This window comes from Streptomyces sp. NPDC002788 (assembly GCF_053592115.1).
Genome location: NZ_JBSFVB010000018.1, coordinates 95,160 through 118,639, shown reverse-complemented (window position 1 = coordinate 118,639; position 23,480 = coordinate 95,160). Strand labels below are relative to the sequence as shown.

At 71.6% G+C, this 23,480-nt stretch carries 16 protein-coding genes, 1 pseudogene and 1 riboswitch; of the genes and pseudogenes, 7 read left to right on the top strand and 10 right to left on the bottom strand.

The genetic code is table 11. The features are described 5' to 3' along the window. Nucleotides 1–316: 316 nt before the first annotated feature. Nucleotides 317–486, top strand: a riboswitch (cyclic di-AMP (ydaO/yuaA leader). A gap of 3 nt (nucleotides 487–489) precedes the next feature. Continuing rightward, nucleotides 490–1,278 carry a transglycosylase SLT domain-containing protein gene (locus ACWD1U_RS29480; RefSeq protein ID WP_451112032.1) on the top strand — a complete coding sequence of 263 codons (789 nt, stop codon included), beginning with the start codon at nucleotides 490–492 and terminating at the stop codon, nucleotides 1,276–1,278. Here ACWD1U_RS29480 and ACWD1U_RS29475 read toward each other — a convergent pair. Next, complete coding sequence (locus ACWD1U_RS29475; protein WP_451112031.1) at nucleotides 1,242–2,090, bottom strand: HAD family hydrolase; 849 nt, start codon at nucleotides 2,088–2,090, stop codon at nucleotides 1,242–1,244. The two genes, ACWD1U_RS29480 and ACWD1U_RS29475, sit on opposite strands and share 37 nt — an antisense overlap. Nucleotides 2,091–2,275: 185 nt before the next feature. Between ACWD1U_RS29475 and ACWD1U_RS29470 the strand changes: the two genes are divergently transcribed. The 3 genes from ACWD1U_RS29470 to ACWD1U_RS29460 all read left to right on the top strand — a co-directional run bounded on the left by ACWD1U_RS29470 (nucleotide 2,276) and on the right by ACWD1U_RS29460 (nucleotide 5,597). After that, nucleotides 2,276–3,346: a GNAT family N-acetyltransferase gene (locus ACWD1U_RS29470; protein WP_451112134.1), complete on the top strand. Its 1,071-nt coding sequence runs from the start codon at nucleotides 2,276–2,278 to the stop codon at nucleotides 3,344–3,346. Nucleotides 3,347–3,366: 20 nt separating this feature from the next. After that, complete coding sequence (locus ACWD1U_RS29465) at nucleotides 3,367–4,698, top strand: glycosyltransferase (protein WP_451112029.1); 1,332 nt, start codon at nucleotides 3,367–3,369, stop codon at nucleotides 4,696–4,698. A gap of 143 nt (nucleotides 4,699–4,841) precedes the next feature. Next, nucleotides 4,842–5,597: a polysaccharide deacetylase family protein gene (locus ACWD1U_RS29460; RefSeq protein ID WP_451112132.1), complete on the top strand. Its 756-nt coding sequence runs from the start codon at nucleotides 4,842–4,844 to the stop codon at nucleotides 5,595–5,597. A 4-nt stretch (nucleotides 5,598–5,601) separates the two neighbouring features. On the opposite strand, the gene ACWD1U_RS29455 is transcribed toward ACWD1U_RS29460, so the two are convergent. The 5 genes from ACWD1U_RS29455 to ACWD1U_RS29435 form a co-directional block, all read right to left on the bottom strand. Then, entirely contained in the window at nucleotides 5,602–6,750 is a 1,149-nt protein-coding gene (locus ACWD1U_RS29455; protein WP_451112027.1) for a glycoside hydrolase family 26 protein, read from the bottom strand. Beyond that, nucleotides 6,747–7,187 carry a hypothetical protein gene (locus ACWD1U_RS29450; RefSeq protein WP_451112026.1) on the bottom strand — a complete coding sequence of 147 codons (441 nt, stop codon included), beginning with the start codon at nucleotides 7,185–7,187 and terminating at the stop codon, nucleotides 6,747–6,749. Before ACWD1U_RS29450 ends, ACWD1U_RS29455 begins: the two co-directional genes overlap by 4 nt. Next, a complete protein-coding gene (locus tag ACWD1U_RS29445) occupies nucleotides 7,184–8,998 on the bottom strand; it encodes a glycosyltransferase (protein WP_451112131.1) in 1,815 nt (604 codons plus the stop codon). Before ACWD1U_RS29445 ends, ACWD1U_RS29450 begins: the two co-directional genes overlap by 4 nt. Nucleotides 8,999–9,195: 197 nt before the next feature. Next, nucleotides 9,196–11,481 carry a lipopolysaccharide biosynthesis protein gene (locus ACWD1U_RS29440; RefSeq protein WP_451112024.1) on the bottom strand — a complete coding sequence of 762 codons (2,286 nt, stop codon included), beginning with the start codon at nucleotides 11,479–11,481 and terminating at the stop codon, nucleotides 9,196–9,198. Between the two features lie 4 nt (nucleotides 11,482–11,485). After that, on the bottom strand, nucleotides 11,486–12,733 hold the full coding sequence (locus tag ACWD1U_RS29435) for a DegT/DnrJ/EryC1/StrS family aminotransferase (protein ID WP_451112023.1): 1,248 nt from the start codon (nucleotides 12,731–12,733) through the stop codon (nucleotides 11,486–11,488). Nucleotides 12,734–13,052: 319 nt separating this feature from the next. Here ACWD1U_RS29435 and fahA point away from each other — a divergent pair, with 319 nt between their 5' ends. Further along, nucleotides 13,053–14,264 (top strand): fumarylacetoacetase, encoded by a 1,212-nt coding sequence (gene fahA, locus ACWD1U_RS29430; RefSeq protein ID WP_451112021.1) that lies wholly within the window; start codon nucleotides 13,053–13,055, stop codon nucleotides 14,262–14,264. Between the two features lie 286 nt (nucleotides 14,265–14,550). After that, a complete protein-coding gene (locus ACWD1U_RS29425) occupies nucleotides 14,551–15,489 on the top strand; it encodes a M56 family metallopeptidase (protein ID WP_451112129.1) in 939 nt (312 codons plus the stop codon). A gap of 137 nt (nucleotides 15,490–15,626) precedes the next feature. On the opposite strand, the gene recQ is transcribed toward ACWD1U_RS29425, so the two are convergent. Beyond that, entirely contained in the window at nucleotides 15,627–17,726 is a 2,100-nt protein-coding gene (recQ, locus tag ACWD1U_RS29420) for a DNA helicase RecQ (RefSeq protein WP_451112019.1), read from the bottom strand. Between the two features lie 210 nt (nucleotides 17,727–17,936). On the opposite strand from recQ, the pseudogene ACWD1U_RS29415 reads away from it, so the two are divergent. Beyond that, nucleotides 17,937–18,102, top strand: a pseudogene (locus ACWD1U_RS29415) (Uma2 family endonuclease); the annotation flags it as partial. 180 nt (nucleotides 18,103–18,282) lie between these two features. Here the strand turns inward: ACWD1U_RS29415 and nuoN are convergent. From nuoN to nuoL, 3 genes are read right to left on the bottom strand one after another with little or no spacing between them, the layout of a single operon-like run. Next, a complete protein-coding gene (gene nuoN, locus ACWD1U_RS29410; protein ID WP_451112017.1) occupies nucleotides 18,283–19,932 on the bottom strand; it encodes an NADH-quinone oxidoreductase subunit NuoN in 1,650 nt (549 codons plus the stop codon). Next, complete coding sequence (locus ACWD1U_RS29405; RefSeq protein ID WP_451112016.1) at nucleotides 19,929–21,500, bottom strand: NADH-quinone oxidoreductase subunit M; 1,572 nt, start codon at nucleotides 21,498–21,500, stop codon at nucleotides 19,929–19,931. Before ACWD1U_RS29405 ends, nuoN begins: the two co-directional genes overlap by 4 nt. A gap of 5 nt (nucleotides 21,501–21,505) precedes the next feature. Beyond that, nucleotides 21,506–23,470 (bottom strand): NADH-quinone oxidoreductase subunit L, encoded by a 1,965-nt coding sequence (gene nuoL / locus ACWD1U_RS29400; RefSeq protein WP_451112014.1) that lies wholly within the window; start codon nucleotides 23,468–23,470, stop codon nucleotides 21,506–21,508. Nucleotides 23,471–23,480 lie beyond the last annotated feature (10 nt).

The window sequence follows — 23,480 nt, the reverse complement described above, 5'->3', positions numbered from 1 at the left end:
GAAGTAACGGACTATGCACGATTTGCCTTGATGGATAAGCGAATTCCTATAGGCGGACATTGCCCCAGAGATTCGTGATCAGTGAGTTGAATCACGCCCGACGTTTCGCACGCCACCCCGGCATCCGCCCGTACCCCCTTCCCGCCCATGCGAGTTGAGCCTTCCCTTCCGCAAAGGATCAAGCGGCCCATTCCCCCCGACCAAGGTCAACAAGCGTCATATGTGACTTCGGTGCTTGTTCCCGACATGTGCTCTCGCATACGTTCCCGCCCTGTCCGGCGGACGCCGAATCCTGCCACCGCCCGGACACCCCACATCAACCGACTCACTCACGCAGGGCAGGAGCGGGGGACCCAGGTAAGTCGCCGGTCCGCACAGCGGCACGGCTCGGGGTGAAGCCGCGCACGGCATACAGCGCCGTACGCGGCCGGGCACCTCCCGGCCCGAACCCGACAGCTCACCTCGCAGGCGCCGGAGAGGAACATCGCCATGCCCGGACGAGGTAAGCACCGTCACCCCAGAAGGAACCCGCTCACCCGTGGTGTCGTCGCCGTCGGCACCGGCGGAGCGGCACTGACCCTCCCGCTCCTCGGTGCGACGCACGCGAGCGCCGTCGAGCCCCAGAGCGCGCCCGCCACCGTCGCACAGTCCGTGCCGCAGGCGGCCCAGCCCGCCAAGTCCCTCACGTACACCGTGGCCAAGGGCGACTCGCTCTACGGCATCGCGGACAAGTACGACGTATCGGGCGGCTGGAAGCAGCTCTACAAGGACAACCGCGCCGCCGTCGGCGACAACCCGAAGCTGATCCACCCGGGCCTCGAGCTGAAGGTGAAGACGACGAAGGCGGCCGTCACGGAGAAGAAGGCGACCAAGTCGAAGTCGTCCGCCCCCGCCAAGCCGGCCGCGAAGCCCGCCGGGGGCGTCACCCAGGCCACCCCCGCCTCCGCCAAGACCTACGCCGACAACCTCGACGGCTGGATCCGCGAGTCGCTGGACATCATGGCGCGGAACGGGATCCCGGGGTCGTACGACGGCATCTACCGCAACATCATGCGCGAGTCGTCCGGCAACCCCCTGGCGATCAACAACTGGGACTCCAACGCCGCCAAGGGCACCCCGTCCAAGGGTCTGCTCCAGGTCATCGACCCGACCTTCGCCGCGTACCACGTGCCCGGCACCCCCTTCGACCCGTACGACCCGGTCGCCAACATCACGGCGGCCTGCAACTACGCGGCCGACCGCTACGGCTCGATCGACAACGTCAACGGCCCGTACTGAGCCGCCCCGTCCAGCAGTCGCTCGAGGACGACGGCGATGCCGTCGTCCTCGTTCGACAGGGTGACCTCGTCGGCCACGGCCTTGAGTTCGGGATGGGCGTTGGCCATCGCGACGGCGTGGGCGGCCCAGTCGAACATCGGGATGTCATTGGGCATGTCACCGAAGGCGATGGTGTCCGCCGGCCGCAGCCCCAGGTGCTCGGCGGCCAGCGCCAGGCCCGTCGCCTTGGTGACACCGCACGGCTGGAGTTCGACCGTGCCGGGACCGGACATCGTCACCGTGGCCAGCGAGCCGACCACCGAGCGGGCCGTCGCCGCCAACTCGTCGTCGGACAGGTAGGGGTGGCGCAGCAACACCTTGCTGATGGGCTCGCCCCACAGCTGGTCGCGCCGGTCGACGCGTACGGCGGGCAGGGTCGGGTGCGGCATGAGGTAGCCCGGTTCGATCAGCGTGAGCCCGTCGACCCCGTCCTGGTCGACCGCCGCGTACACCTGCCCCACCTCGGCCTCGATCTTGCCGAGGGCGGTCTCCGCCAGCTCCCGGTCCAAGGTGATGGACCACAGCAGCCGGTCCGCGCCGGCGTCGTACACCTGCGCGCCCTGACCGCACACCGCGAGTCCCGTGCACCGGAGGTCGTCCAGCAGCGGCCGCACTCTCGGTGCCGGCCGGCCCGTCACCACCAGGTGCTGGGCGCCGGCGCCCGCCACCCGCGCGAGCGCGGCGAGAGACCGGTCGGAGAGGGTGTCGTCGCCGCGCAGCAGCGTCCCGTCCAGGTCGGTGGCGATGAGTGAATATGCGAGGGGTGCGGCCATGATCAGAGAATACGGACAGCGCGCCCCGTCGTTTCACCGGCGGCCGACGCCGATTGCCCGGTTGAAGGCCTCTGCACCAGTTGGCAACAACATGCTCCGCTACCTACCCGTCGGGCCGTCTCGGGCGGTACCTTCCATGTGTCCAGGGGGGACTTGATCGGGGGGTCAGGTTGAGCAGTGGGCGCATTCGCGTGGCTGGGCCCGGTGAGCTCGGCGAGGGGGAAAGGGAGCGCTGGCGCGCACTGCGCGCCGCCTCGGCGGCACCGCGCAACCCTTTCATGGAACCGGAGTTCACCGAGGCCGTCGGCCGGGTGAGGCCGCGGGCCCGGGTCGCGGTGGTCTACGACGGACTGGAGCCGGTCGGCTTCCTGCCCCATGAGCGGGGCCCGTTGGGCCAGGGCCGGGCGATCGGGCTCGGCGTCTCGGACGCGCAGGGCGCGATCCTGCGGCCGGGCCTGGTGCTGGAGACCGGCGAACTGCTGCGTGCCTGCTCGGTGTCGAGCTTCGTCTTCGACAATCTGGAGGCCGGGCAGCGGCTGTTCGTCCGGTACGCGGCCGAGGAGCACGCCACGTTCGTCATCGACGTGCAGAAGGGCTACGAGACGTACGAGTCGGTGCTGCGCGCCCAGTCGCCGAAGTTCCTCAAGACGACGCTGGCCAAGGAACGCAGGCTGGGCCGGCAGGCCGGCGACCTGCGATTCGTGTTCGACGAACGCGACCCGGCCGCACTGCGCACGCTCATGGAGTGGAAGTCGGCGCAGTACCGCAGGACGGGTCGCCGGGACCGGTTCGCCCAGGAGTGGATCACCCGGCTCGTCGGGCAGCTGGCCAGGACCAGGGCACCGGAGTGCAGCGGCACGCTGTCCGTGCTGTACGCCGGCGAGCGGCCGGTCGCCGCGCACTTCGGGCTGCGCTCGGCCTCCGTCCTGGCCTGCTGGTTCCCGGCGTACGACCCGGAGTTCGCGAAGTTCTCGCCGGGTCTGGTGCTGCACCTGCGCATGGCCGAGGCAGCGGCCGCCGACGGCATCGGCATGCTCGATCTGGGGCGGGGCACCGCCGAGTACAAGGACGCGCTGAAGACGGGCGAACTGCCCGTGTACGAGGGCGCGGTGACGCGCCCGGGGGCGGGTGCGGCGCTGCACTGCCTGAGCCGCGAGCCGGCGCGCCGCGCACACAGTTTCGTCCGCAGCCGGCCGCGGCTCGCGTCGCTGGCCGCGCGGACCCTGAAGGGCGCGGCCCGGCTGCGCCGTACCTGACACGAGTGGGGGGAGGGCGCATGTCTCGATCGGCACGTGCGCAGGAGGAGATACGGCGGTTCCTGGACATCGGGGCGGTACAGGTCGCCGAGCTGGACCTCGACGGTGAGGAGGCGGTGCTCAGACCGGGTCCGGGGAGTCCGCCGGTGGCGCCCGGCGAGGTGTTCGTGCTGGTCAGGAGGGGCGGCCGGCCCGTGGGTACGCTGCTGGGGCGGGTACCAGAGGGGGCGGACGCGAAGGCCGTGCTGGCGAGTCGGGCGCGGGCGGAGTGTGCGCCGGCCCTCGCCGACGCACCCGACGCACCCGACGCACCCGACGCACCCGACGCACCCGACGCACCCGGTGAACTGCCGTACACGAGTGTCGTGGTGGCCACCCGGGAGCGGGCCGGGCAGCTGGCCCGGGCGCTGGACTCGCTGCTGGCGCAGGACCATCCGCGGTTCGAGATCGTCGTCGTCGACAACGCGCCCGTGACGAGCGAGACGCGGGAGCTGATCGAGCGGAAGTACGCCGAGCGCGTGCGCTACGTGTGCGAGCCGGTTCCGGGGCTCGCAGGCGCGCACAACGCGGGGCTGGCCGCCGTGCGCGGAGAGGTGGTCGCCTTCACGGACGACGACGTGGTCGCCGACCCGCGCTGGCTGACGGAGCTGACCGCGCCCTTCACCGCCGACGCCCGGCTCGGCTGCAGCACCGGCCTGATCCTGCCCGCGCGGCTCACCACCCCGGCCCAGGTGCTGCTGGAGAGCCACGGCGGGTTCGCGAAAGGCTTCACTCCAAGGACGTACGACCCGGCGGAACCGCCGGGCGACGAGCCGCTGTTCCCGTTCACGGCGGGGCGGTTCGGCTCCGGCGCCAACATGGCGTTCCGGACGGCGGTGCTGCGCGAGGTCGGCGGTTTCGACCCGGCCACCGGTGCCGGGACGGCCGCCCGGGGCGGCGACGACCTCTACGGCTTCGTCCGCGTCCTGGCCCAGGGCCACCGGCTGCGCTACACGCCCCACGCCCTGGTCTGGCACCACCACCGGGAGGCCTGGCGGGACCTGGAGACCCAGGCGTACGGCTACGGCGCGGGGCTCACCGCCTATCTCACCGCGGTGCTGGTGAACCGGCCCGCTCTGCTGCCGGCGTTCCTCGCGCGGCTGCCGCGGGGCCTGGCCCACGCCCGCGCGCTGACGGCCGTACGCGCGGCGGAGGGGGCCGCGGGCGGCGGGGCGCCGGGGGATCACGACGTGCGGACGCATCCGTGGCCGCGGCGGCTGTCACGGTTGCAGCGCAGAGGGATGTTGTACGGGCCTGTCGGCTATCTGCGGGCGCGGCGGGCGCTGCGCGCGCGGGGTGAGGGGGCGAGATGAGGACCTCGGCGCGTACGCGGGGTGAGGGGCAGGGGGACGGCAGAGGCCGGTCGGAACGGGGTGCGCAGGACGGTGAGGGGCCGATAGCGCCGCCGAACGCGGTCGGCTCCCCGGCCATTCCGGTCTTCCTGTACCACTCGGTGATGGACGATCCGCCCGATTGGATCGCCGAGTTCACGGTGACGCCGAAGCAGTTCGCCGCGCATCTCGACGCCGTGGTCCGCAGCGGCCGTACACCCGTCACGATCAGCGCGATCGCCGACCACCTGGCCGGGCGGGTGCCCTTGCCGCCCCGGCCGGTGCTGCTCACCTTCGACGACGGGTTCGCCGATCTGCCCGGCCCCACCGCCGAGGCACTGGCCGAGCGTTCCCTGCCCGCCACCGCGTATCTCACCACCGGCGCCATCGCCCCGGGCGGCCGCAGCCTGCTGCCGCCCGCCCCGATGATGACCCTGGACCGAGCGGCGGAGCTGGAACGTTCCGGCATGGAGATCGGCAGCCACACGGTCACACACGCCCAGCTCGACACGCTGTCCGCGAGGGACCTGGCGTACGAACTGCGCACGTCCAAGGCGGTGCTGGAGGACGCCCTCGGGCACGAGGTACGGCATCTCGCCTATCCGCACGGCTACAACAGCCCGCGGGTGCGGGCCATGTCGGCCCGGGCGGGCTACGAGACGGCGACGGCCGTACGGCACGCGCTCAGCTCCGACCGCGACGAGCGCTACCGCATCGCCCGGCTCATCGTCCGGCGCACCCACACCGTCGCCGACGTGGAGGGCTGGCTGGCGGGGGCGGGCGCCCGGGTCGCGCCGTACCGGGACGGGCCGAAGACGATCGCGTGGCGGTGGTACCGGCGGGCCCGCGCCAGGGTGCACGGGCCCGAGTTCGCGGGCTGAGGGGTCATTTCAGCGGTTGGTTGAGATACGGGTCGGCGACCGCCTTGCGCAGGCTGTCCCAGGCCGCGTCGTTCGCCAGCGCGAGATCGCAGTGCGGTCCGGGGTCGCGGTGGTTCCACTGGAGGGCGGCCTTGACGCCCTCCAGGCTCTTCAGCACCCCGGGTACCTGCGCGTACCACTCGGCCTGCCGCTGCGGGCGGGACGAGTCCGCGGCGGTGCCGAACTCGGAGAGCATCAGCGGCTTGTCGTCGGAGATGTTCTTCCGGATCCAGTCGTGCGTGGCCTTCTGGGTCTGCGCGAAGGTCAGCCAGCCCGCGTCGTGACAGCGGTAGTAGTTGTACTGGTTGTAGCCGATCCAGTCGACGTACTCATCGCCGGGATACATCTTCTTGATCTCGTCGGCGTGGTCGAGGTACCCGGTGGTGATCCACGTCCACACCACGTTGTCGACGCCCAGTTCGCGGAACCGGTCGTGGATGTGCCGGTACGCCTGGACGAACTCGGCCGGGGTGCCGTTGGCCGGGGTGCGCGTGTCCATCTCCAGATCGAAGGAGAGGAACACCTTCTTGCCGTAGTCCTTGACGCGCCGGGCCTGGACGTCGATGACCTTCTCGTCCAGCTCGCCGGCCGCGATCTGCTTCCACGTCGGCTGCTGCTTCTTCGTGCCGCCCCACCACTTGCTCTCCCAGGACAGCAGCAGCAGGTGGTCCTCGCCGACCTTCTGCTCCTCGGGAGTGAGCAGCCGGCCCTCGCGGCGGGTGCCCTCGGGCAGGGACATGTCGTGGTACGTGTACACGATGTCGAGTTCGCGGCCCACGCGCTTCTCGTAGGCGCGGACCTTCTCCGGCAGGTCGTCCCGCTCATGCGGCACGAACGCGCCGAACCAGGCGCCGCAGGGCGGTTCCAGGAGTTCCGTGGGGCGGCAGTCCGCCTGGGAGCCGGCGGCTCCCGGGTCCGGTCCGGAGGAGGAGTCCCGGAGGGCGAGTCCGGCGACCAGGACCGCGCTGACGACCGTGGCGGACGCGATCAGCAGACGGCGCCGGCTCGATGCGAGCGGGCCGGCGGCCCGGCGCTCTCCGGGGGGCCTCCTGCGGTGCTGCCCGGCCGTGGCCGGGTCGTGGCGAACGGAACGGTGGGGACGGTTGAACCTCACGGAGCGGAACCCTTCGGTGTCCTCGGCGTGGTCCCCGCCGGCGGGGAGGCGCGCAGCGGCGGACAGAACGCGGCGAGTGTGGTCAGCAGAGTCAGCGTCAGCAGCACCCGCTGCGCGCTGAAGGTGTGCGTGGCGATCAGCACGGTCGCGACGAGCATCACGGCGCCGATGCTCAGGAACAGCGTCAGCATCAGCCGTTCCAACACGTCGGAGTGGCGGGCGAAGTCCGGGTCGCGGCGCTCGACGGGCCCTTCGGCGGGCCGCGCCCCCAGGGCGGGTGCGCAGACTCTGACCGCGGCGGCGCCCGGGCCCGCCGCCAGGAAGAGCACGACCGCGGCGCCGCGCAGCGGCGATCCGCCGGGCAGGGCGAGCGCGGCGAGCGCCAGCCAGCCGCCGAACGGGGGCAGCATCCGGACCACGAGTTCCTGCGGTGTCATCGCGCCGCTCCTCCCGACTGCTTCAGTACGTAGAGCCATCCGGCGCTGTTCTCGGCCACGAGCTCGAACCGTGGTGAAGCCGCGACGGACCGTTGGATGCGGTCCAGCTGCGCCTTCGTGAGCTGTCCGTTCATCTCGGAGTTGGCGAACTGCCCCTGGGTGAGCAGGAAGTAGGCCAGGGCCGGCCGCTCCACTCCGGCCATGTCAGCGGCGAGGGTGACCGCGGGCTCGTCGACGATCCGGTCGACATGACTGCGGCCGTCGTCGAGGAACCAGTAGTGGTCGACGCTCCCGTAGGAGTCGTACGCCAGCGGGTAGTTGCGGTTGGCGGCGACGACGAGGGAGCCGTCGGGCGCCTGGTCGAAGAGCTGCCGTACGAGGGACACCTCCTGCGGCGGGAAGTAGTTGATCCGGTCCTTGCCGGAGTAGGCCGGGACGAACGCCAGGGTTCCGACGAGCAGGGCGGCCAGTGGGATTGCTGTGCCGATCCCCGGTCGGCGGATTTCGGACGGGGCGGACCGCCGGCCGCCCGCCTCCTGCACGGCGGCGTCGGCGGCCAGGGTGCGCACCTCGGGCAGGACCGCCGCGGCGGCGAAGAACGCGGCGCCGGGCAGCATGAACAGCAGCACCCGAAAGATCATCTCGCTGCCGTAACTGCTCGCCGCGAACATCGGCAGCGGCGCCGCCGCGACCAGCAGCAGCGGCCGGGCCCGGTGGCGCAGCACCCGCTGGCGCAGTACACCGAACGCCGCGAGCAGCAGGACGGAGCCGGACAGCAGCCTGGCCGCCCAGGAGGTCGCGATGGCTCCGGTGCCGGTCGGGGTGGCGCCGTAGCCGGTCTCGACGTTCGCGCCGACGTCGCCGAGGGAGCGGATCATGTCCGGCATCGCGGCGGACAGGAAGGGCAGCGCGGCCGTGAGGCACCAGGCAAGGAAGATCACGACGGTGGTGACCACAGGGACCCAGTCGCGGTAGCGGCTGCTCAGGCTCAGGGCGAGCAGGCAGACGACCAGCATGCCCGGGGTGAGCTGGTGGGAGATGACGATGGCCGCGATCATGACGGTGATCACCACCGTCCACACGGCCTGCCGCGGGCTCCCGCGCCGCACGGCGGACCGGCCGAAGCGGCGCAGCACGACGGCCAGGACGCCCACGTGCAGCGCGTACGCCACGGACTGCGGGGAGAAGTAGTCCTGCCCGACCCAGTTGGCGACGTAGAAGAGCCAGACGGCCGTCCAGATCAGCCGCCGGTCCTCGGTGAAGGTGCGGTAGATCAGCAGCAGCGGGAGCAGCAGCATCAGGCTGGAGACCAGGGGCCACCAGGCCATGAACATCGTCGACGACTCCACACCCAGCAGCCGTACCAGGGCGGCCTGGGCCGCGAAGAAGCCCGGCCACTGGTCGTACACCGCCATGTCGCCGACCTGGTCGGCCGTCTGCAGTCCGCCCGCCGTCAGCAGGTGGTCGATGACCGCGTCGTGCTTCCACGCCCAGGCGTACAGCGGGGTCGGGTAGAGCACGGCCTGGGTGGCCCGCTCCATCACCAGCAGACCGAGGACGTAGGCCGCCGCCCAGGCGCCCGGGCGGCGCGGATCGCGGACCGTGAACCAGAAGCCGGCGGTGAGCACCACGAGTCCGGCCCAGAACGTCGGGTGCAGCGCGCTGACCAGCCCGTAGTCGTCGAGCCGCGACACGTCGGTGTGCCGCACGGCGTACGCCCAGAGCGCGAGCGCCATGAGCAGGGGGATGCCGGGCCGGGCGAGCGCGCGGCGCCCCGGCAGGGCGGGGGGCAGGTCGGACAGGTCCGTCACGGGCTCGTGGGCGGGGCTCGACGACTGCGAGGTGGAGGGACTGGAGGACTGGCCGGCGGTCTCGGGGTGGGTGCCGGAGGTGTTCGCGCCGTCCCGTGCGGGTGTGGGTTCGGGCGTGGATCTCTCCCTCGGAGTGGCTGGCGGACGCACGGTTGGTTCCCCCCTGGCGGTTCGGCTCTGTTCGGCTCTGGGCTTGATCAGTCGCTGGGTCGGCCGGCCGGCTTTCTGTCTGCCGTGCGGTCGGCCGCGGAGCGGGAGAAGCGGGTGGTGCCCCACGCCGACGCGGCACGGCGCAGGAGCGGCAGGAGCAGGACCAGTACGGCGAGTACGGCGAGCAGGGGCGGCGCGAGGGGTGCGAGCGTGTCACGCCACACCCAGCCGCCGACCGCGACGAGATACAGAACCCCCCAGCGCCCCGGCCACGTCAGCCGTCCGCCCGCGTACCCGAGCAGCAGCCACAGCGGTACGAGGCACAGCAACTGGCAGACCGGCGGCGCCCAGCGCAGCAGCGGCTCAGGCCCGTCGAGCCCCAGCGCGTCCGCGAGGCAGCCGGCCGTCTGCCCGTACAACGCCCCGTCCGGCGGCCGCGGTTCCCGCCCGAGGGCGACCGGTGCGGCGTACAGGGCGAGCAGGGCGGCGGAGAGCGCCGTTGCGGGCAGCCACGGGTCGTGCCGGGTGCACAGGGTGACGGCGGCGACGAACACCACGAGCAGCAGGCCGCCCGCGGTGAGAGACGGCAGCGGCAGGCCCTGGAGCAGCTGACGTCCGGTCAGTGCCGCGTCGGAGGCGTTCGCGAGCCAGGGCAGGTCCCGCAACGGCGCGCAGAAGAAGACGAGGGCGGCACCGAGGAGACTCCACAGGGCGCCTCTCAGCCGCCGCTCGTGTGGCTCCGGGTCCGGGTGAGACCCCGCGAGTTCGGGTGGTGGTTCCCGGGTCGGCCCCTCCGGCCGCACGATGAGCGCCATTGTGTCCGCCTGCAGCGCCTCGCGTTCGTATCCGGGGCGCCCGATGAACAGCGTGACCGTGTCCTGGTCGCCGTCCCTCGGCGGGTGAGTGGCCCGGCGGGCCCAGGTCGTGCCGTACCCGGCGGTGGCGTTCAGCTTCGCCCAGCTTGTGCCGTAGGAGGGGTGGGAGGGGCCGTCGGGCGGGCGGGCGGCGGGCGCGCTGTCGTCGTGGCGCAGCGCCGCGCGCAGTCCGGCCGTGGAGACGACGGCGATCAGGGTCATGCTCAGCAGCACCGCCCAGCCGGCGCCGGCGATCCCGGCCGGGGTGAACAGTACGGTCGCGCTGCCCAGCACCAGGGCGCACATGGCCCCTTGGAGCGCGGCCAGCACACCCGTGCGCCCCTGGACGCGCAGTACGCCGATGTACAGCTCCACCACGACCCGGGGCAGCGCGCCGAGGGCCAGCAGCCGCAGCACGGTCGAACCGTGCTCGGCGTAGTCCGGGCTGAAGGGCGTGAGGATGTACGGGGCGAAGAGGACCAGGACCAGCACGACCGGGACCAGCAGCAGAGTCATGCGCCGCAGTGCGCCACGGACGCCGTCGGCGAGCTGGCGCGGGTCGTGCGAGGCGTGCGCGGTGAGGGACGAGGCCATGTTGATGGCCATGAACTCCATCGTGCCGCCGACGGTGTACGCCACGTAGAAGTAGCCGTTCTCCGCGGCGCTGAAACGGACCGCGACCATCACCGGCAGCAGGTTGATCATGGCCAGACTGAACAACGCGCCCAGCGAGTCCCCGGCCAGGAAGCGGCCCATGTCCCGGACTCTCGGGGGGTCTTTGTCGCCGTCGGCCTCCGCCTGGCGCGGGATGAGCCGGCGGAAGATCAGCCAGCCCAGCGGCAGGGTGGAGAAGGCGATCGCCACCGCCCAGGAGACGAAGATGCCGAGGACGGGCAGGGTGCCGGCGAAGACGGCCAGGAGGGCCAGCTTCCCGACCGAGAACACCGCGTTCCCGGCCGGCACCCACTCCGCCTTGCGCAGCCCGGTGAGCACCCCGTCCTGGAGGGTGAGCAGCGCCCAGGCGACGCACGCCGCGACGAACACCGCCCCCGCCATGGGTGTGCCCAGCGGTGCGTACGAGGCTCCCCACGCGTCGAGCGTGAGCAGGAAGACGGCGGCGGCGAGCGCCACCACCAGCGAACTGGCCGCGTACGTGCCCCACACCAGGCGCCCGGTCTCCCGGCCCGCACGCGGGACGAAGCGGACTACGGCGCCGATCATGGTGGTCGCCGTGATGCTGGCGAGCAGCCGCATCGCGGCGATGGCGGCCGAGCCCTGGCCGACGGCCTCCTCGGAGTAGTAGCGGGCCGCCACCAGCCAGAAACCCAGGCCGAGGACGGCGGAGACGCCGGTGCTGAGCATGAGGAAGTAGGCGTTCTTGAACAGCGAGTCGTGTGTGTGTTCGCTGCCGGCAGGCTTCGGTCCGCCGCTGCCATCGGCAGGCGCGGCGGCGGACTCGTGCACCTGGGTCTCAGCCACGGGACTATCCCAGCCCTCCGGGTGTCGGCCTGCTCCGGGACAGTCCTCCCGGCAATTCGGCCGGTCGCGCCCCGGACCGCTCCAGCACCTCGACGACCGTCCTCGCCCGCAGCGGATCCACGGGCAGCGCGTGCCGTGCGAACCAGCGGGCCGCCTCGGGGGCCGGTGAGGGGTCGGTGAACTCCGCACCGGCGTAGTCGTCCAGCGGCGGGTCGTACAGGTAGCCGACGACGATGCCCCGTTGCGCCAGGGCCGCGATCGCCGCGTCCCGGTCCGACACGAACAGCGGTACCCGGAACAACGGCTGCGTCCCGTACGCGTCACGCGGCTTGGCCCAGGGCGTCGACAGCAGCAGCTCGGTACCCGCCCGGCAGGCGTCCAGCACGTCGTCCAGCCGGTCGAGCTTGCGTCCGATGCGTCCCAGCCGGAGCCGGCCGGACTCCAGCCGGTAGTCGTGCATGTCGACGCGCACCCACGGGTGGTGGGCCTCCAGTCCGGGAGCCTCCCGGGCGGCGCGGGCGAGTTCGTCCGGGCGCAGCGGCATCCGGATCTCCTCGCGATCCGCCAGCCCCAGCAGGCGGACCGCCGCCCAGGCGGCCCGCCGCAGCCGTAATCCGCGCACCGCCGCCTCGGCGTACGGCCGGACGGCGAAGGCGAGTTCGGAACTCAGCCGGCGCGGCGCCAGCAACCCCGCGCAGGTCTTCTCCACCGCCTCCCGCAGCCCCGGATCGGCGAGCGAGAGCATGCCTCCGGCCTTGGCGCCCACGTGCTTGGACAGGCTGAACGCGGACGCCTCGCCCCATGCCCCGACCGGCCGGTCCCCCGCCCGGCTGCCGATGGCGTGCGCCCCGTCCTCGAACAGCGGGACACCCAAGGCATCGCACTTCTGTCTGAGGAGCGGCGCCGGGTCCGGGTTCCCGTACAGGTTCGTCGTCAGCACGGCCGACACCGAGCCCCACACCTCGTCCGGCACGGCATCGAGGTCGATGGACGCGTCGAGCGGGTTCAACGGCGCCTGCACCGGACGCAGTCCGGCCGCGAGCACGACGAAGAAGATCACGTCGTCGTTGACCGGCGACATCAGCACCCGCCCGCCGGGCGGGCACCAGTGGCGCAGCGCCACGTACAGCCCGAAACGGCACGACGGTACATACACACATTCCCGGCCGAGCCGCATGCGCATGGTCTCTTCCAGCCGCTTCAGCTGTGAACCATGCCGCACCGGACCCGGACCGGCCTCCCCTATGGCCATCCGCCCCCCTGGTGTGCCATCGGAACGCCCCCTCCCCGAGGCCTTCCGGCACCCGCCCAGAGTCGCCCCGTTCGCACCGCTCCGTCAAGATTGCGTCGCGTCCTGTGGACAACTTCCGGCACGTACGCATGTGGTGCCCCGCCCGCCGCGCCGGACACGGTCGAAGGGTGCCGTCCCGGCGCACCGCGGCCCACCTGCGCCGTTCGCCCCGCTCCACCTCCTCGGACCCTGCCCAGGACCCGCGCGTCACCCGTAACGTGTGGCACGACCACGAACACGTGGCGACGACATGGCACACCCGAAAGCGAGGCAGCACCCGATGCCCCCCTTCGATGTCCCCGAGGGCGATCCCTTCGGTCCGCACAACCTGCCGTACGGCGTGTTCTCCCTCCCCGGCTCCTCCGGCCGGACCGTGGGCGTCCGGCTGGGCGACCATGTGCTGGACGCGGGCGCGGCGGCCCACGCGCTCGGCTCCCCGTACGCCTCCCTGCTCGCGCGTTCGACCCTCAACCCGCTGCTGGCCGCGGGCCGCACGGCCTGGTCGGACGTCCGCCGGGCGCTCACCGCGTGGGTGACCGTGCCGTCCCACCGCGAGACCGTCCAGGAGCTGTTCCACCCGCTCTCCTCGGTGACCCTGCACCTGCCCTTCGAGGTCGCCGACTACGTCGACTTCTACGCCTCCGAGAACCACGCCCGGAACGTCGGGCAGATCTTCCGGCCCGACGCCGAGGACTCCCTCACCCCCAACTGGAAGCACCTGCCGATCGGCTACCACGGCCGCTCCGGCACGGTCGTCGTCTCCGGCACGGACGTCGTACGCCCCTCGGGCCAGCGCAAGGCGCCCGCCGATGCCGCGCCCGTCTTCGGCCCGTCCGTCCGCCTGGACATCGAGGCGGAGGTCGGCTTCGTCGTCGGCGTGCCCTCCCGGATGGGCGTGCCGGTGGCCCTCGGCGACTTCCGCGAGCACGTCTTCGGGCTGTGCCTCCTCAACGACTGGTCCGCACGCGACGTCCAGGCCTGGGAGTACGTCCCCCTCGGCCCGTTCCTCGGCAAGTCCTTCGCCACGTCCGTGTCGGCGTGGATCACCCCGCTGGACGCCCTGGAGGAGGCCCGGGTGGCCCCGCCGGCCCGGACGCACGAGCTGCTGCCGTACCTGGACGACAGCGATGACGAACCCGGCGGCTACGACCTGCGGATGAGCGTCGCCGTCAACGGCCACGTCATCTCCGAGCCGCCCTTCTCCACCATGTACTGGACGGCCGCCCAGCAGCTGGCCCACATGACCGTCAACGGCGCCTCCCTGCGCACGGGCGACCTCTACGGCTCCGGCACGGTCAGCGGGCCGGCCACAGGGCAGCGCGGCTCCCTGCTGGAACTGACCTGGAACGGCCGCGACCCGCTGGAACTCCCCGACGGCAAGCGGACGTTCCTGGAGGACGGCGACGTGGTGACCCTGTCGGCCTGGGCCCCGGGACCGGACGGCGTACCGGTGGGGCTGGGCGAGGTGACGGGGCGGGTGGTTCCGGCCTGACCCCGTCGGACGGCCCGGGTCCGGTGGGCAGTCGCCCCTCCCGGCACTTCCGATGGCGTTCGCCCCCTGACGCACACCGCCCGGCCCGTCATACTGGGCGTCGGGCGGTGTGCCCGCACGCGCGCGGCACTCGGCGCGTTCGGCTTGTTCGCCGCGGTCACCCGTGCGCAGGACAGTCCGACCACCGGTGTTCACGGCAGCCGCGTCGCTCGTGCGCCCGGCGCCCGCCCTCCCCCGCACGACCCGTAGCCGCCCCTCTTCCGACCAGGAACCGGAGCCCGTGGCCATGACCGTCTGCCTGCTCCTGCTGAGCGTTGTCGCCGTGACGGCCGCCGTCCCCGTTCCCCGCGTTCTGACCCGGTCCTCGTGGCCGGAGCGGGAGCCGGTGGTCGCACTGTGGGTGTGGCAGTGCCTGGTCGCCACCGTCCTGATGTGCTGCGTGACGGCGCTCGCCCTGGGCGCCGCCGCCGTGTTCGGCACGGTCCGCGCCCAGCTCTTCGCCCCGGCGCCGCCCGCGGTGAGCGCGGCGTACGACCTGTCCGCCGCCCCGCTGTGGGCGGCCGCTCTCACCCTGCTGCTGGCCTGCGGTGCCGCCTGGACGACCGCGATGCTCGCGCGGGAGCTCGTCGAGGCGCGCCGCCGCCGCGCCCAGGCCCGGGCCCATCTGCGCGAGCGCGCCCCCGACCTGCCGGCCGGCCTGCCCGCCGCCCGCGGTCCGCTGCTGGTCCTGGAGGACGAGTACCCGGACGCCTGGTGGATGCCCGGCAACTCGCCCCAGCTGATCGTCACCACGGGCGCGCTGCACCGGCTCACCGGCCACCAGCTCGACGCCGTCCTCACCCATGAGCGCGGCCACGCCCGCGCCCGCCACGACTGGCTGCTGCACCTGTCCACCGCCCTGGCCACCGGCTTCCCGCACATCCCGCTGTTCGCGCACTTCTGCGACCAGACCCACCGCCTGGTCGAACTCGCCGCCGACGACACGGCCTCCCGCCGCTGCGGTCACCTGACCACCGCCCTGGCCCTGATCGAGCTCAACCAGCACCGCGGTGTCCTGTCCTGCGCCTCCAGCCACCGCCTGCTGGGCGAGCGGGTCGACCGGCTCCTGGAACCGCCGCCCCGGCTGGGCCGCAGACACCGCGCCCTGACGACCACCACGGCCGCGCTCGTCCCGCTGCTGCCGCTGCTCATCGCGTTCGCCCCGGGACTGACGGCGCTGTCGTAGCCGCACCGGCCCGGCGGCCGGTGGCGGATCTGCTCCGCCGGCAGCTCATCGGCGCCTTCCCCGACGGCACCCTCCCCCACGAGTCGGCCCTCGCCGCCGACCACGGCGCCGGCCGCGACACGGTCCGGAGCCCGGCCCTATGTCCAGTCGTCGGGCTCCGGCTCCGCGTCCATCTCCGGCCAGTAGTCCGGTCCACCCGCATCCTGGCCGGGCACCTGAGCCGAACCCGAACCGCCCGCTGAAGCCGAGCCGGACGCCGAGGCCGACTCGGATGCCGAGGCCGAGCCGGACGCCGAGGCCGGGGCCGAGCCGGGCGGCCCGTCCAGCGACGCAAGCACCTCCAGCACCCCCTCCCCGTACGTCGCCAGCTTCTTCTCGCCCACACCGCTGATCCCGCCGAGCTCCGCGACCGACGTCGGCCATGCCAGGGCGATCTCCCGCAGCGTCGCGTCGTGGAAGATGACGTAGGCCGGGACGCCCTGCTCGCGGGCCTGCTCGGCGCGCCAGGCGCGCAGGGCCTCGAAGGCCGGCAGCAGTTCCTCGGGCAGCTCGGCCACGGCTGCCTTGCCCGTGCGCTCGCCCCGCCCGGAGCCCGAGGACGAAGAGGACCCCGACCGGGAGGCCACCGGCTTCTTCGGCTCCTTGCGCAGCGGCACCTCCCGCTCCCGCCGCAGCACCGACCCGCTGGCCTCGGTCAGCACCAGCGTGCCGTACTCACCCTCCACGGCGAGCAGGCCCTGGGCGAGCAACTGGCGGATGACGCCCCGCCATTCGGGCTCGGCCAGGTCGTCGCCGATACCGAACACCGACAGCTGGTCGTGGTCGAACTGGATGACCTTGCCGGTCCGTTTCCCCAGCAGGATGTCGACGATCTGCACCGCGCCGAACTTCTGCCCACGCTCCCGCTGCAGCCGCACCACCGTCGACAACACCTTCTGCGCCGCGATCGTGCCGTCCCAGGTCTCCGGCGGGGTCAGGCAGGTGTCGCAGTTGCCGCAGCCGGCCGGGTCCGGGTCCTGGCCGAAGTAGGCGAGGAGCTGGCCCCGGCGGCACTGGGCCGTCTCGCACAGCGCCAGCATCGAGTCGAGATGGGCCTGGGCCCGCCGCCGGAACGCCTCGTCGCCCTCACCGGACTGGATCAGCTTGCGCTGCTGTATGACGTCGTTGAGGCCGTAGGCCATCCAGGCCGTCGACGGCAGCCCGTCCCGGCCGGCCCGGCCGGTCTCCTGGTAGTAGCCCTCGACCGACTTGGGCAGGTCGAGGTGGGCGACGAAGCGCACGTCCGGCTTGTCGATGCCCATGCCGAAGGCGATGGTCGCCACCACGACCAGGCCGTCCTCGCGCAGGAAGCGGGACTGGTGGGCCGCGCGCGTGCCCGCGTCCAGGCCCGCGTGGTAGGGCACCGCCTCGATGCCGTTGCGGCTGAGGAACTCGGCGGTCTTGTCGACCGAGTTGCGCGACAGGCAGTAGACGATGCCCGCGTCGCCCGGGTGCTCCTCGCGCAGGAAGCTCAGCAGTTGCTTCCTCGGGTCGGCCTTCGGCACGATGCGGTACTGGATGTTGGGCCGGTCGAAGCTCGCCACGAAGTGGCGGGCCGTCGGCATGTTCAGCCGCTGGGTGATCTCCTGGTGCGTCGCGCGGGTGGCCGTCGCCGTCAGCGCGATCCGCGGCACGTCCGGCCAGCGCTCGCCGAGCAGCGACAGCGCCAGGTAGTCCGGCCGGAAGTCGTGGCCCCACTGGGAGACGCAGTGCGCCTCGTCGATCGCGAAGACGGAGATCTTCCCGCGTGAGAGCAGATCGAGCGTGTTCTCCAGGCGCAGCCGCTCCGGCGCCAGATACAGCAGGTCCAGCTCGCCGGCCAGGAACTCGGCCTCCACGACCCGTCGCTCGTCGAAGTCCTGCGTGGAGTTCATGAACCCGGCCCGCACGCCCAGCGCCCGCAGCGCGTCCACCTGGTCCTGCATGAGGGCGATGAGCGGGGAGACGACCACACCCGTACCGGGCCTGACCAGGGCCGGGACCTGGTAGCACAGCGACTTGCCGGCGCCGGTCGGCATGAGCACCACCGCGTCGCCGCCCGCGACCACGTGCTCGATGACCGCTTCCTGCTCGCCGCGGAAAGCCTCGTATCCGAAGACCCGGTGCAGCGTGGCCAGCGCCGCGCTGTCGTCGGCACCGCCTGGCCTGCCGGTCCCGGTCACCGCGTCCACGTCCGTCATCACATCCGTCCCGCCCATAGCGCCCATCGTCCTGTCCCCCGTATGTCACCCCTCGACCACTGCGTCCACCATAGGCGCCAGCACCGACAGCCCCGGAGTTGTCCACAGGCCGCCCCGACCGCCTGGGTCAAGGACACGACCGTCGTTCACATGTTCGCGGGAGAACCCCGCCCGTTTCCGCCCGACAGTCTGAAAGACCCGGCGAGACCCCGTCCCATGGGAGCACTGATGAGCGTCGCACCGAAGGCGTCCAAGCCCACCTGGCCGACCCCGCCGGAAGGCGGCTGGACCGCCGACGACCTGGACCGCCTCCCGAATCTGCCTCCGCACACGGAACTGATCGACGGGAGCCTGGTCTTCGTGCGTCAGCAGACCATCTTTCACGAGCGCGCCACCAGCGTGGGCATCTTCCGCGAGCGGATGAAGGTCGACGCCCCCTTCGCGCTGGACCTGGACCTCACCAAGATCAAAACGCGGCGCGAGCAGAGCGAGTAACCCGGCCCCACGAGGAACAGAGGCCCGGCATCCATGAGCAGGATGCCGGGCCACGTCGTATCTGCTGGCGAGTCCGGCGTCAGCGCACGAACACCCCCGCCTGCCCCGCCAGATCCAGGAAGTACTGCGGCGCCACACCGAGCACCAGCGTGACCGCAACGCCGACCCCGATCGCCGCCATCGTCAGCGGCGAGGGCACCGCCACCGTCGGCCCCTCCGGCCGCGGCTCGCTGAAGAACATCAGCACGATGACGCGGATGTAGAAGAACGCCGCGATCGCCGACGAGATCACACCGATCACGACGAGCGGGGCGGCCCCGCCCTCCGCCGCCGCCTTGAACACGGCGAATTTCCCGGCGAAGCCGGAGGTCAGCGGGATGCCCGCGAAGGCCAGCAGGAACACCGCGAACACGGCCGCCACCAGCGGCGAACGGCGGCCGAGCCCCGCCCACTTGGACAGGTGCGTCGCCTCACCGCCCGCGTCCCGCACGAGCGTGACCACCGCGAAGGCGCCGATCGTCACGAACGAGTAGGCCGCCAGGTAGAAGAGGACGGACGAGACTCCGTCCGGCGTGGTCGCGATGACACCCGCGAGGATGAATCCCCCGTGCGCGATGGACGAGTAGGCCAGCAGCCGCTTGATGTCGGTCTGCGTGATGGCGACGATCGCCCCGCCCAGCATGGTGACGATCGCCACGGCCCACATCACCGGACGCCAGTCCCAGCGCAGGCCCGGCAGGACGACGTACAGCACCCGCAGCAGCGCGCCGAAGGCCGCCACCTTGGTCGCCGCCGCCATGAACCCGGTCACCGGGGTCGGCGCGCCCTGGTACACGTCCGGCGTCCACATGTGGAACGGCACCGCGCCCACCTTGAACAGCAGACCCATGACCAGCAGCGCGGCGCCGACCAGCAGCAGCGCGTCGTTGCCCATGGTGTCGGCGAGCGCCGGGTTGACGTCCTGCACGGTGCCGTCGACGACCTGCGCGATCGTCGCGTACGACATCGAGCCCGCGTAGCCGTACAGCAGCGCGATGCCGAACAGGGTGAACGCGGAGGCGAAAGCGCCGAGCAGGAAGTACTTGACCGCCGCCTCCTGCGACATCAGTCGCTTGCGGCGGGCCAGCGCGCACAGCAGGTACAGCGGGAGGGAGAAGACCTCCAGCGCCACGAACAGCGTCAGCAGGTCGTTGGCCGCCGGGAAGATCAGCATGCCGGCGACGGCGAACAGCAGCAGCGGGAACACCTCGGTGGTGGTGAACCCGGCCTTGACCGCGGCCTTCTCGCTCTCGCTGCCCGGCACGGACGCGGCCTGCGCGGCGAAGGAGTCGACGCGGTTGCCGTGCACCACGGGGTCAAGCCGCCGCTCGGCGAAGGTGAACAGGCCGACCAGGGCCGCCAGCAGGATCGTGCCCTGCAGGAAGAGCGCCGGTCCGTCGACGGCGATCGCGCCCATCGCCGCGATGCGTGCCTTGGTCGTGCCGTATCCGTCGGCCGCGAGCGCGACGACCGCGGCGAAGGCGGCCGAGAGCGCGACGACGGACACGAACATCTGGACGTAATAACGCGATTTGCGCGGTACGAACGCCTCGACCAGGATCCCGACGATCGCCGCTCCGACGACGATCAGGGTGGGGGCGAGCTGCCCGTACTCGATCTTCGGCGCGTCGATCTTCGAGATCGGGTCGGCCGCCGTTGTCCACAGGCTGTGGACGGCTGATGTGCTCACTTGGCCGCCTCCACCTCGGGCTGGGGGTCCTTCTTCTGTACGTCGGACATGGTCTGCTTGACCGCCGGGTCGATGATCTGCGTGACGGGCTTCGGGTAGACGCCCAGGAAGATCAGCAGGACGACCAGCGGGGCGACGACCACGACTTCCCGCATCCTGAGGTCCGGCATCGCGCTGACCTCGGGTTTCACCGGCCCGGTCATCGTCCGCTGGTAGAGGACGAGGGTGTAGAGCGCGGCAAGGACGATGCCGAAGGTGGCGATGATGCCGATCACCGGGTAGCGCGTGAACGTGCCGACCAGGACCAGGAACTCGCTCACGAACGGCGCCAGCCCCGGCAGGGAGAGGGTCGCGAGGCTGCCGATCAGGAACGTGCCGGCGAGCACCGGGGCGACCTTCTGCACTCCGCCGTAGTCGGCGATGAGCCGCGAGCCGCGCCGGGAGATCAGGAAGCCCGCGACCAGCATCAGCGCGGCCGTCGAGATGCCGTGGTTGACCATGTAGAGCGTCGCCCCGGACTGGCCCTGGCTGGTCATCGCGAAGATGCCCATGATGATGAAGCCGAAGTGGGAGATCGACGCGTAGGCGATCAACCGCTTGATGTCCCGCTGGCCGACCGCGAGCAGCGCCCCGTAGATGATGCTGATCAGGGCGAGGACGAGGATCGCGGGCGTGGCCCACTTGCTGGCCTCCGGGAACAGCTGGAGGCAGAAGCGGAGCATCGCGAACGTGCCGACCTTGTCGACGACCGCCGTGATCAGTACGGCGACCGGGGCGGTGGACTCCTGCATCGCGTTGGGCAGCCAGGTGTGCAGCGGCCACAGGGGCGCCTTCACCGCGAAGGCGAAGAAGAAGCCGAGGAACAGCCAGCGTTCGGTGCCGGTCGCCATCTCCAGCGAGCCGTTGGCGCGGGCCTCGGCGATCTCCGTGAGCGAGAAGTTCCCGGCGACCACGTACAGGCCGATCACCGCGGCCAGCATGATCAGGCCGCCGGCCAGGTTGTAGAGGAGGAACTTCACCGCCGCGTACGAGCGTTGCGTCGCCGCCGCCTTCTCGCCGTGCTCGTGGGCACGGTCCCCGAAGCCGCCGATGAGGAAGTACATCGGGATCAGCATGGCTTCGAAGAAGATGTAGAAGAGGAAGACGTCGGTGGCCTCGAAGGAGATGATCACCATCGCCTCGACGGCGAGGATCAGGGCGAAGAAGCCCTGCGTCGGCCGCCACCGGGTGCTGCCCGTCTCCAGCGGGTCGGCGTCGTGCCAGCCCGCGAGGATGATGAACGGGATCAGCAGGGCGGTCAGCGCGATGAGCGCCACCGCGATGCCGTCCACGCCCAGTTCGTAGCGGACGCCGAAGTCGGCGATCCAGGCGTGGGACTCGGTGAGCTGGTAGCGCTCGCCGTCCGGGTCGAAGCGCACCAGGACGGTGATCGCCAGGACGAGCGTGGCGAGCGAGAAGAGCAGCGCCAGCCATTTGGCGGCGGTGCGCCGCGCGGCCGGTACGGCTGCCGTGGCGATCGCCCCGACGGCCGGGAGCGCCGCTGTCACTGTCAGCAGAGGAAAGGACATCGGTATCAGACCGCCCTCATCAGCAGGGTCGCGGCGACGATGACCGCCGCGCCGCCGAACATCGAGACCGCGTAGGAGCGGGCGAAGCCGTTCTGCAGCCTGCGCATCCGCCCGGAGAGGCCGCCGACCGAGGCCGCCGTGCCGTTGACGACGCCGTCGACCAGGGTGTGGTCGACGTAGACCAGGGACCGCGTGAGGTGCTCGCCGCCGCGGACCAGGACGACGTGGTTGAAGTCGTCCTGGAGCAGGTCGCGCCGGGCGGCCCGGGTGAGCAGCGAGCCGCGCGGGGCGACGGCCGGGACCGGGCGGCGGCCGTACTGCGCCCAGGCGACGGCGACACCGAGGACCATCACGGCGACCGTGGCCAGCGTGACCGTGAGGGCGCTGATCGGCGGGTGGCCGTGGTCGTGTCCGGTGACGGGCTCCAGCCAGTGCATGAAGCGGTCGCCGATGCTGAAGAACGCACCGCCGCCCACCGACCCGACGGCCAGCACGATCATCGGGATCGTCATGACCTTGGGCGACTCGTGCGGGTGCGGCGGGGTGTATTCGCCGCGCGTCTCGGCGGCGGGCTCCACGTCCGGCTGGGCCGGGGACGGCGTCGGGGCGTTGCGCCAGCGCTCCTCCCCGAAGAACGTCATCAGCATCACGCGCGTCATGTAGTACGCGGTGATGGCCGCGCCGAGCAGGGCACAGGCGCCGAGGATCCAGCCCTCGGTGCCGCCCTTGGCGAACGCCGCCTCGATGATCTTGTCCTTGGAGAAGAACCCGGACAGGCCCGGGAAGCCGATGATGGCCAGATAGCCGAGGCCGAAGGTGACGAAGGTGACCGGCATGTACTTCCTCAGACCGCCGTACCTCCTCATGTCCACCTCGTCGTTCATGCCGTGCATGACCGAACCGGCGCCGAGGAACAGCCCGGCCTTGAAGAAGCCGTGCGTCACCAGGTGCATGATCGCGAAGACGTAGCCGATGGGGCCGAGGCCGGCGGCGAGGATCATGTAGCCGATCTGCGACATGGTGGAGCCGGCCAGTGCCTTCTTGATGTCGTCCTTCGCGCAACCGACGATCGCACCGAACAGGAGCGTGACCGCACCGACGATGGTGACCACGAGTTGCGCGTCGGGGGCGCCGTTGAAGACGGCCCCGGAGCGGACGATCAGGTAGACGCCCGCCGTCACCATGGTCGCGGCGTGGATGAGGGCCGAGACCGGGGTCGGGCCCTCCATCGCGTCCCCGAGCCAGGACTGGAGCGGCACCTGGGCGGACTTGCCGCAGGCGGCGAGCAGCAGCATCAGGGCGATCGCGGTCAGCTTGTCCTCACCGGCGGCTCCGGCGAGCCCGGCCTCCTCATGGCTGCCGAGCACCGGCCCGAAGGCGAAGGTGCCGAACCACAGGAACATCAGCATGATCGCGATGGACAGGCCCATGTCGCCGACGCGGTTGACCAGGAATGCCTTCTTCGCGGCCGTGGCGGCGCTGGGCTTGTGCTGCCAGAAGCCGATCAGCAGGTAGGAGGCGAGACCGACACCCTCCCAGCCGACGTACAGCAGCAGGTAGTTGTCTGCGAGGACGAGGATCAGCATCGCCGCGAGGAACAGGTTCAGATAGCCGAAGAAGCGGCGGCGCCGCTCGTCGTGCTCCATGTACCCGACGGAGTAGAGGTGGATCAGTGATCCGACGCCCGTGATCAGCAGCACGAACGTCATGGACAGCTGGTCGAGCTGGAAGGCGACGTCCGCCTGGAAGCCTTCCACCGGGATCCAGCTGAACAGGTGCTGGGCCATGACGCGGTGTTCGGCGTCCTGGCCGAGCATGTCGGTGAACAGCACCAGGCCGAGCACGAAGGAGGCGGCGGCGAGGACCGTGCCGATCCAGTGGCCGACGGCGTCCAGCCGGCGTCCGCCGCACAGCAGGACCGCCGCTCCGAGCAGGGGCGCCGCCACCAGCAGCGCAATGAGGTTCTCCACGATTCTTCCG

Bases quoted from the DNA above. Each gene is read 5' to 3' on its own strand.
- ACWD1U_RS29480 (WP_451112032.1), top strand. From the start codon at position 490: ATGCCCGGACGAGGTAAGCACCGTCACCCCAGAAGGAACCCGCTCACC.
- ACWD1U_RS29475 (WP_451112031.1), bottom strand. From the start codon at position 2,090: ATGGCCGCACCCCTCGCATATTCACTCATCGCCACCGACCTGGACGGG.
- ACWD1U_RS29465 (WP_451112029.1), top strand. From the start codon at position 3,367: ATGTCTCGATCGGCACGTGCGCAGGAGGAGATACGGCGGTTCCTGGAC.
- ACWD1U_RS29460 (WP_451112132.1), top strand. From the start codon at position 4,842: ATGGACGATCCGCCCGATTGGATCGCCGAGTTCACGGTGACGCCGAAG.
- ACWD1U_RS29450 (WP_451112026.1), bottom strand. From the start codon at position 7,187: ATGACACCGCAGGAACTCGTGGTCCGGATGCTGCCCCCGTTCGGCGGC.
- ACWD1U_RS29435 (WP_451112023.1), bottom strand. From the start codon at position 12,733: ATGGCCATAGGGGAGGCCGGTCCGGGTCCGGTGCGGCATGGTTCACAG.
- fahA (WP_451112021.1), top strand. From the start codon at position 13,053: ATGCCCCCCTTCGATGTCCCCGAGGGCGATCCCTTCGGTCCGCACAAC.
- ACWD1U_RS29425 (WP_451112129.1), top strand. From the start codon at position 14,551: ATGACCGTCTGCCTGCTCCTGCTGAGCGTTGTCGCCGTGACGGCCGCC.
- recQ (WP_451112019.1), bottom strand. From the start codon at position 17,726: ATGGGCGGGACGGATGTGATGACGGACGTGGACGCGGTGACCGGGACC.
- ACWD1U_RS29405 (WP_451112016.1), bottom strand. From the start codon at position 21,500: ATGTCCTTTCCTCTGCTGACAGTGACAGCGGCGCTCCCGGCCGTCGGG.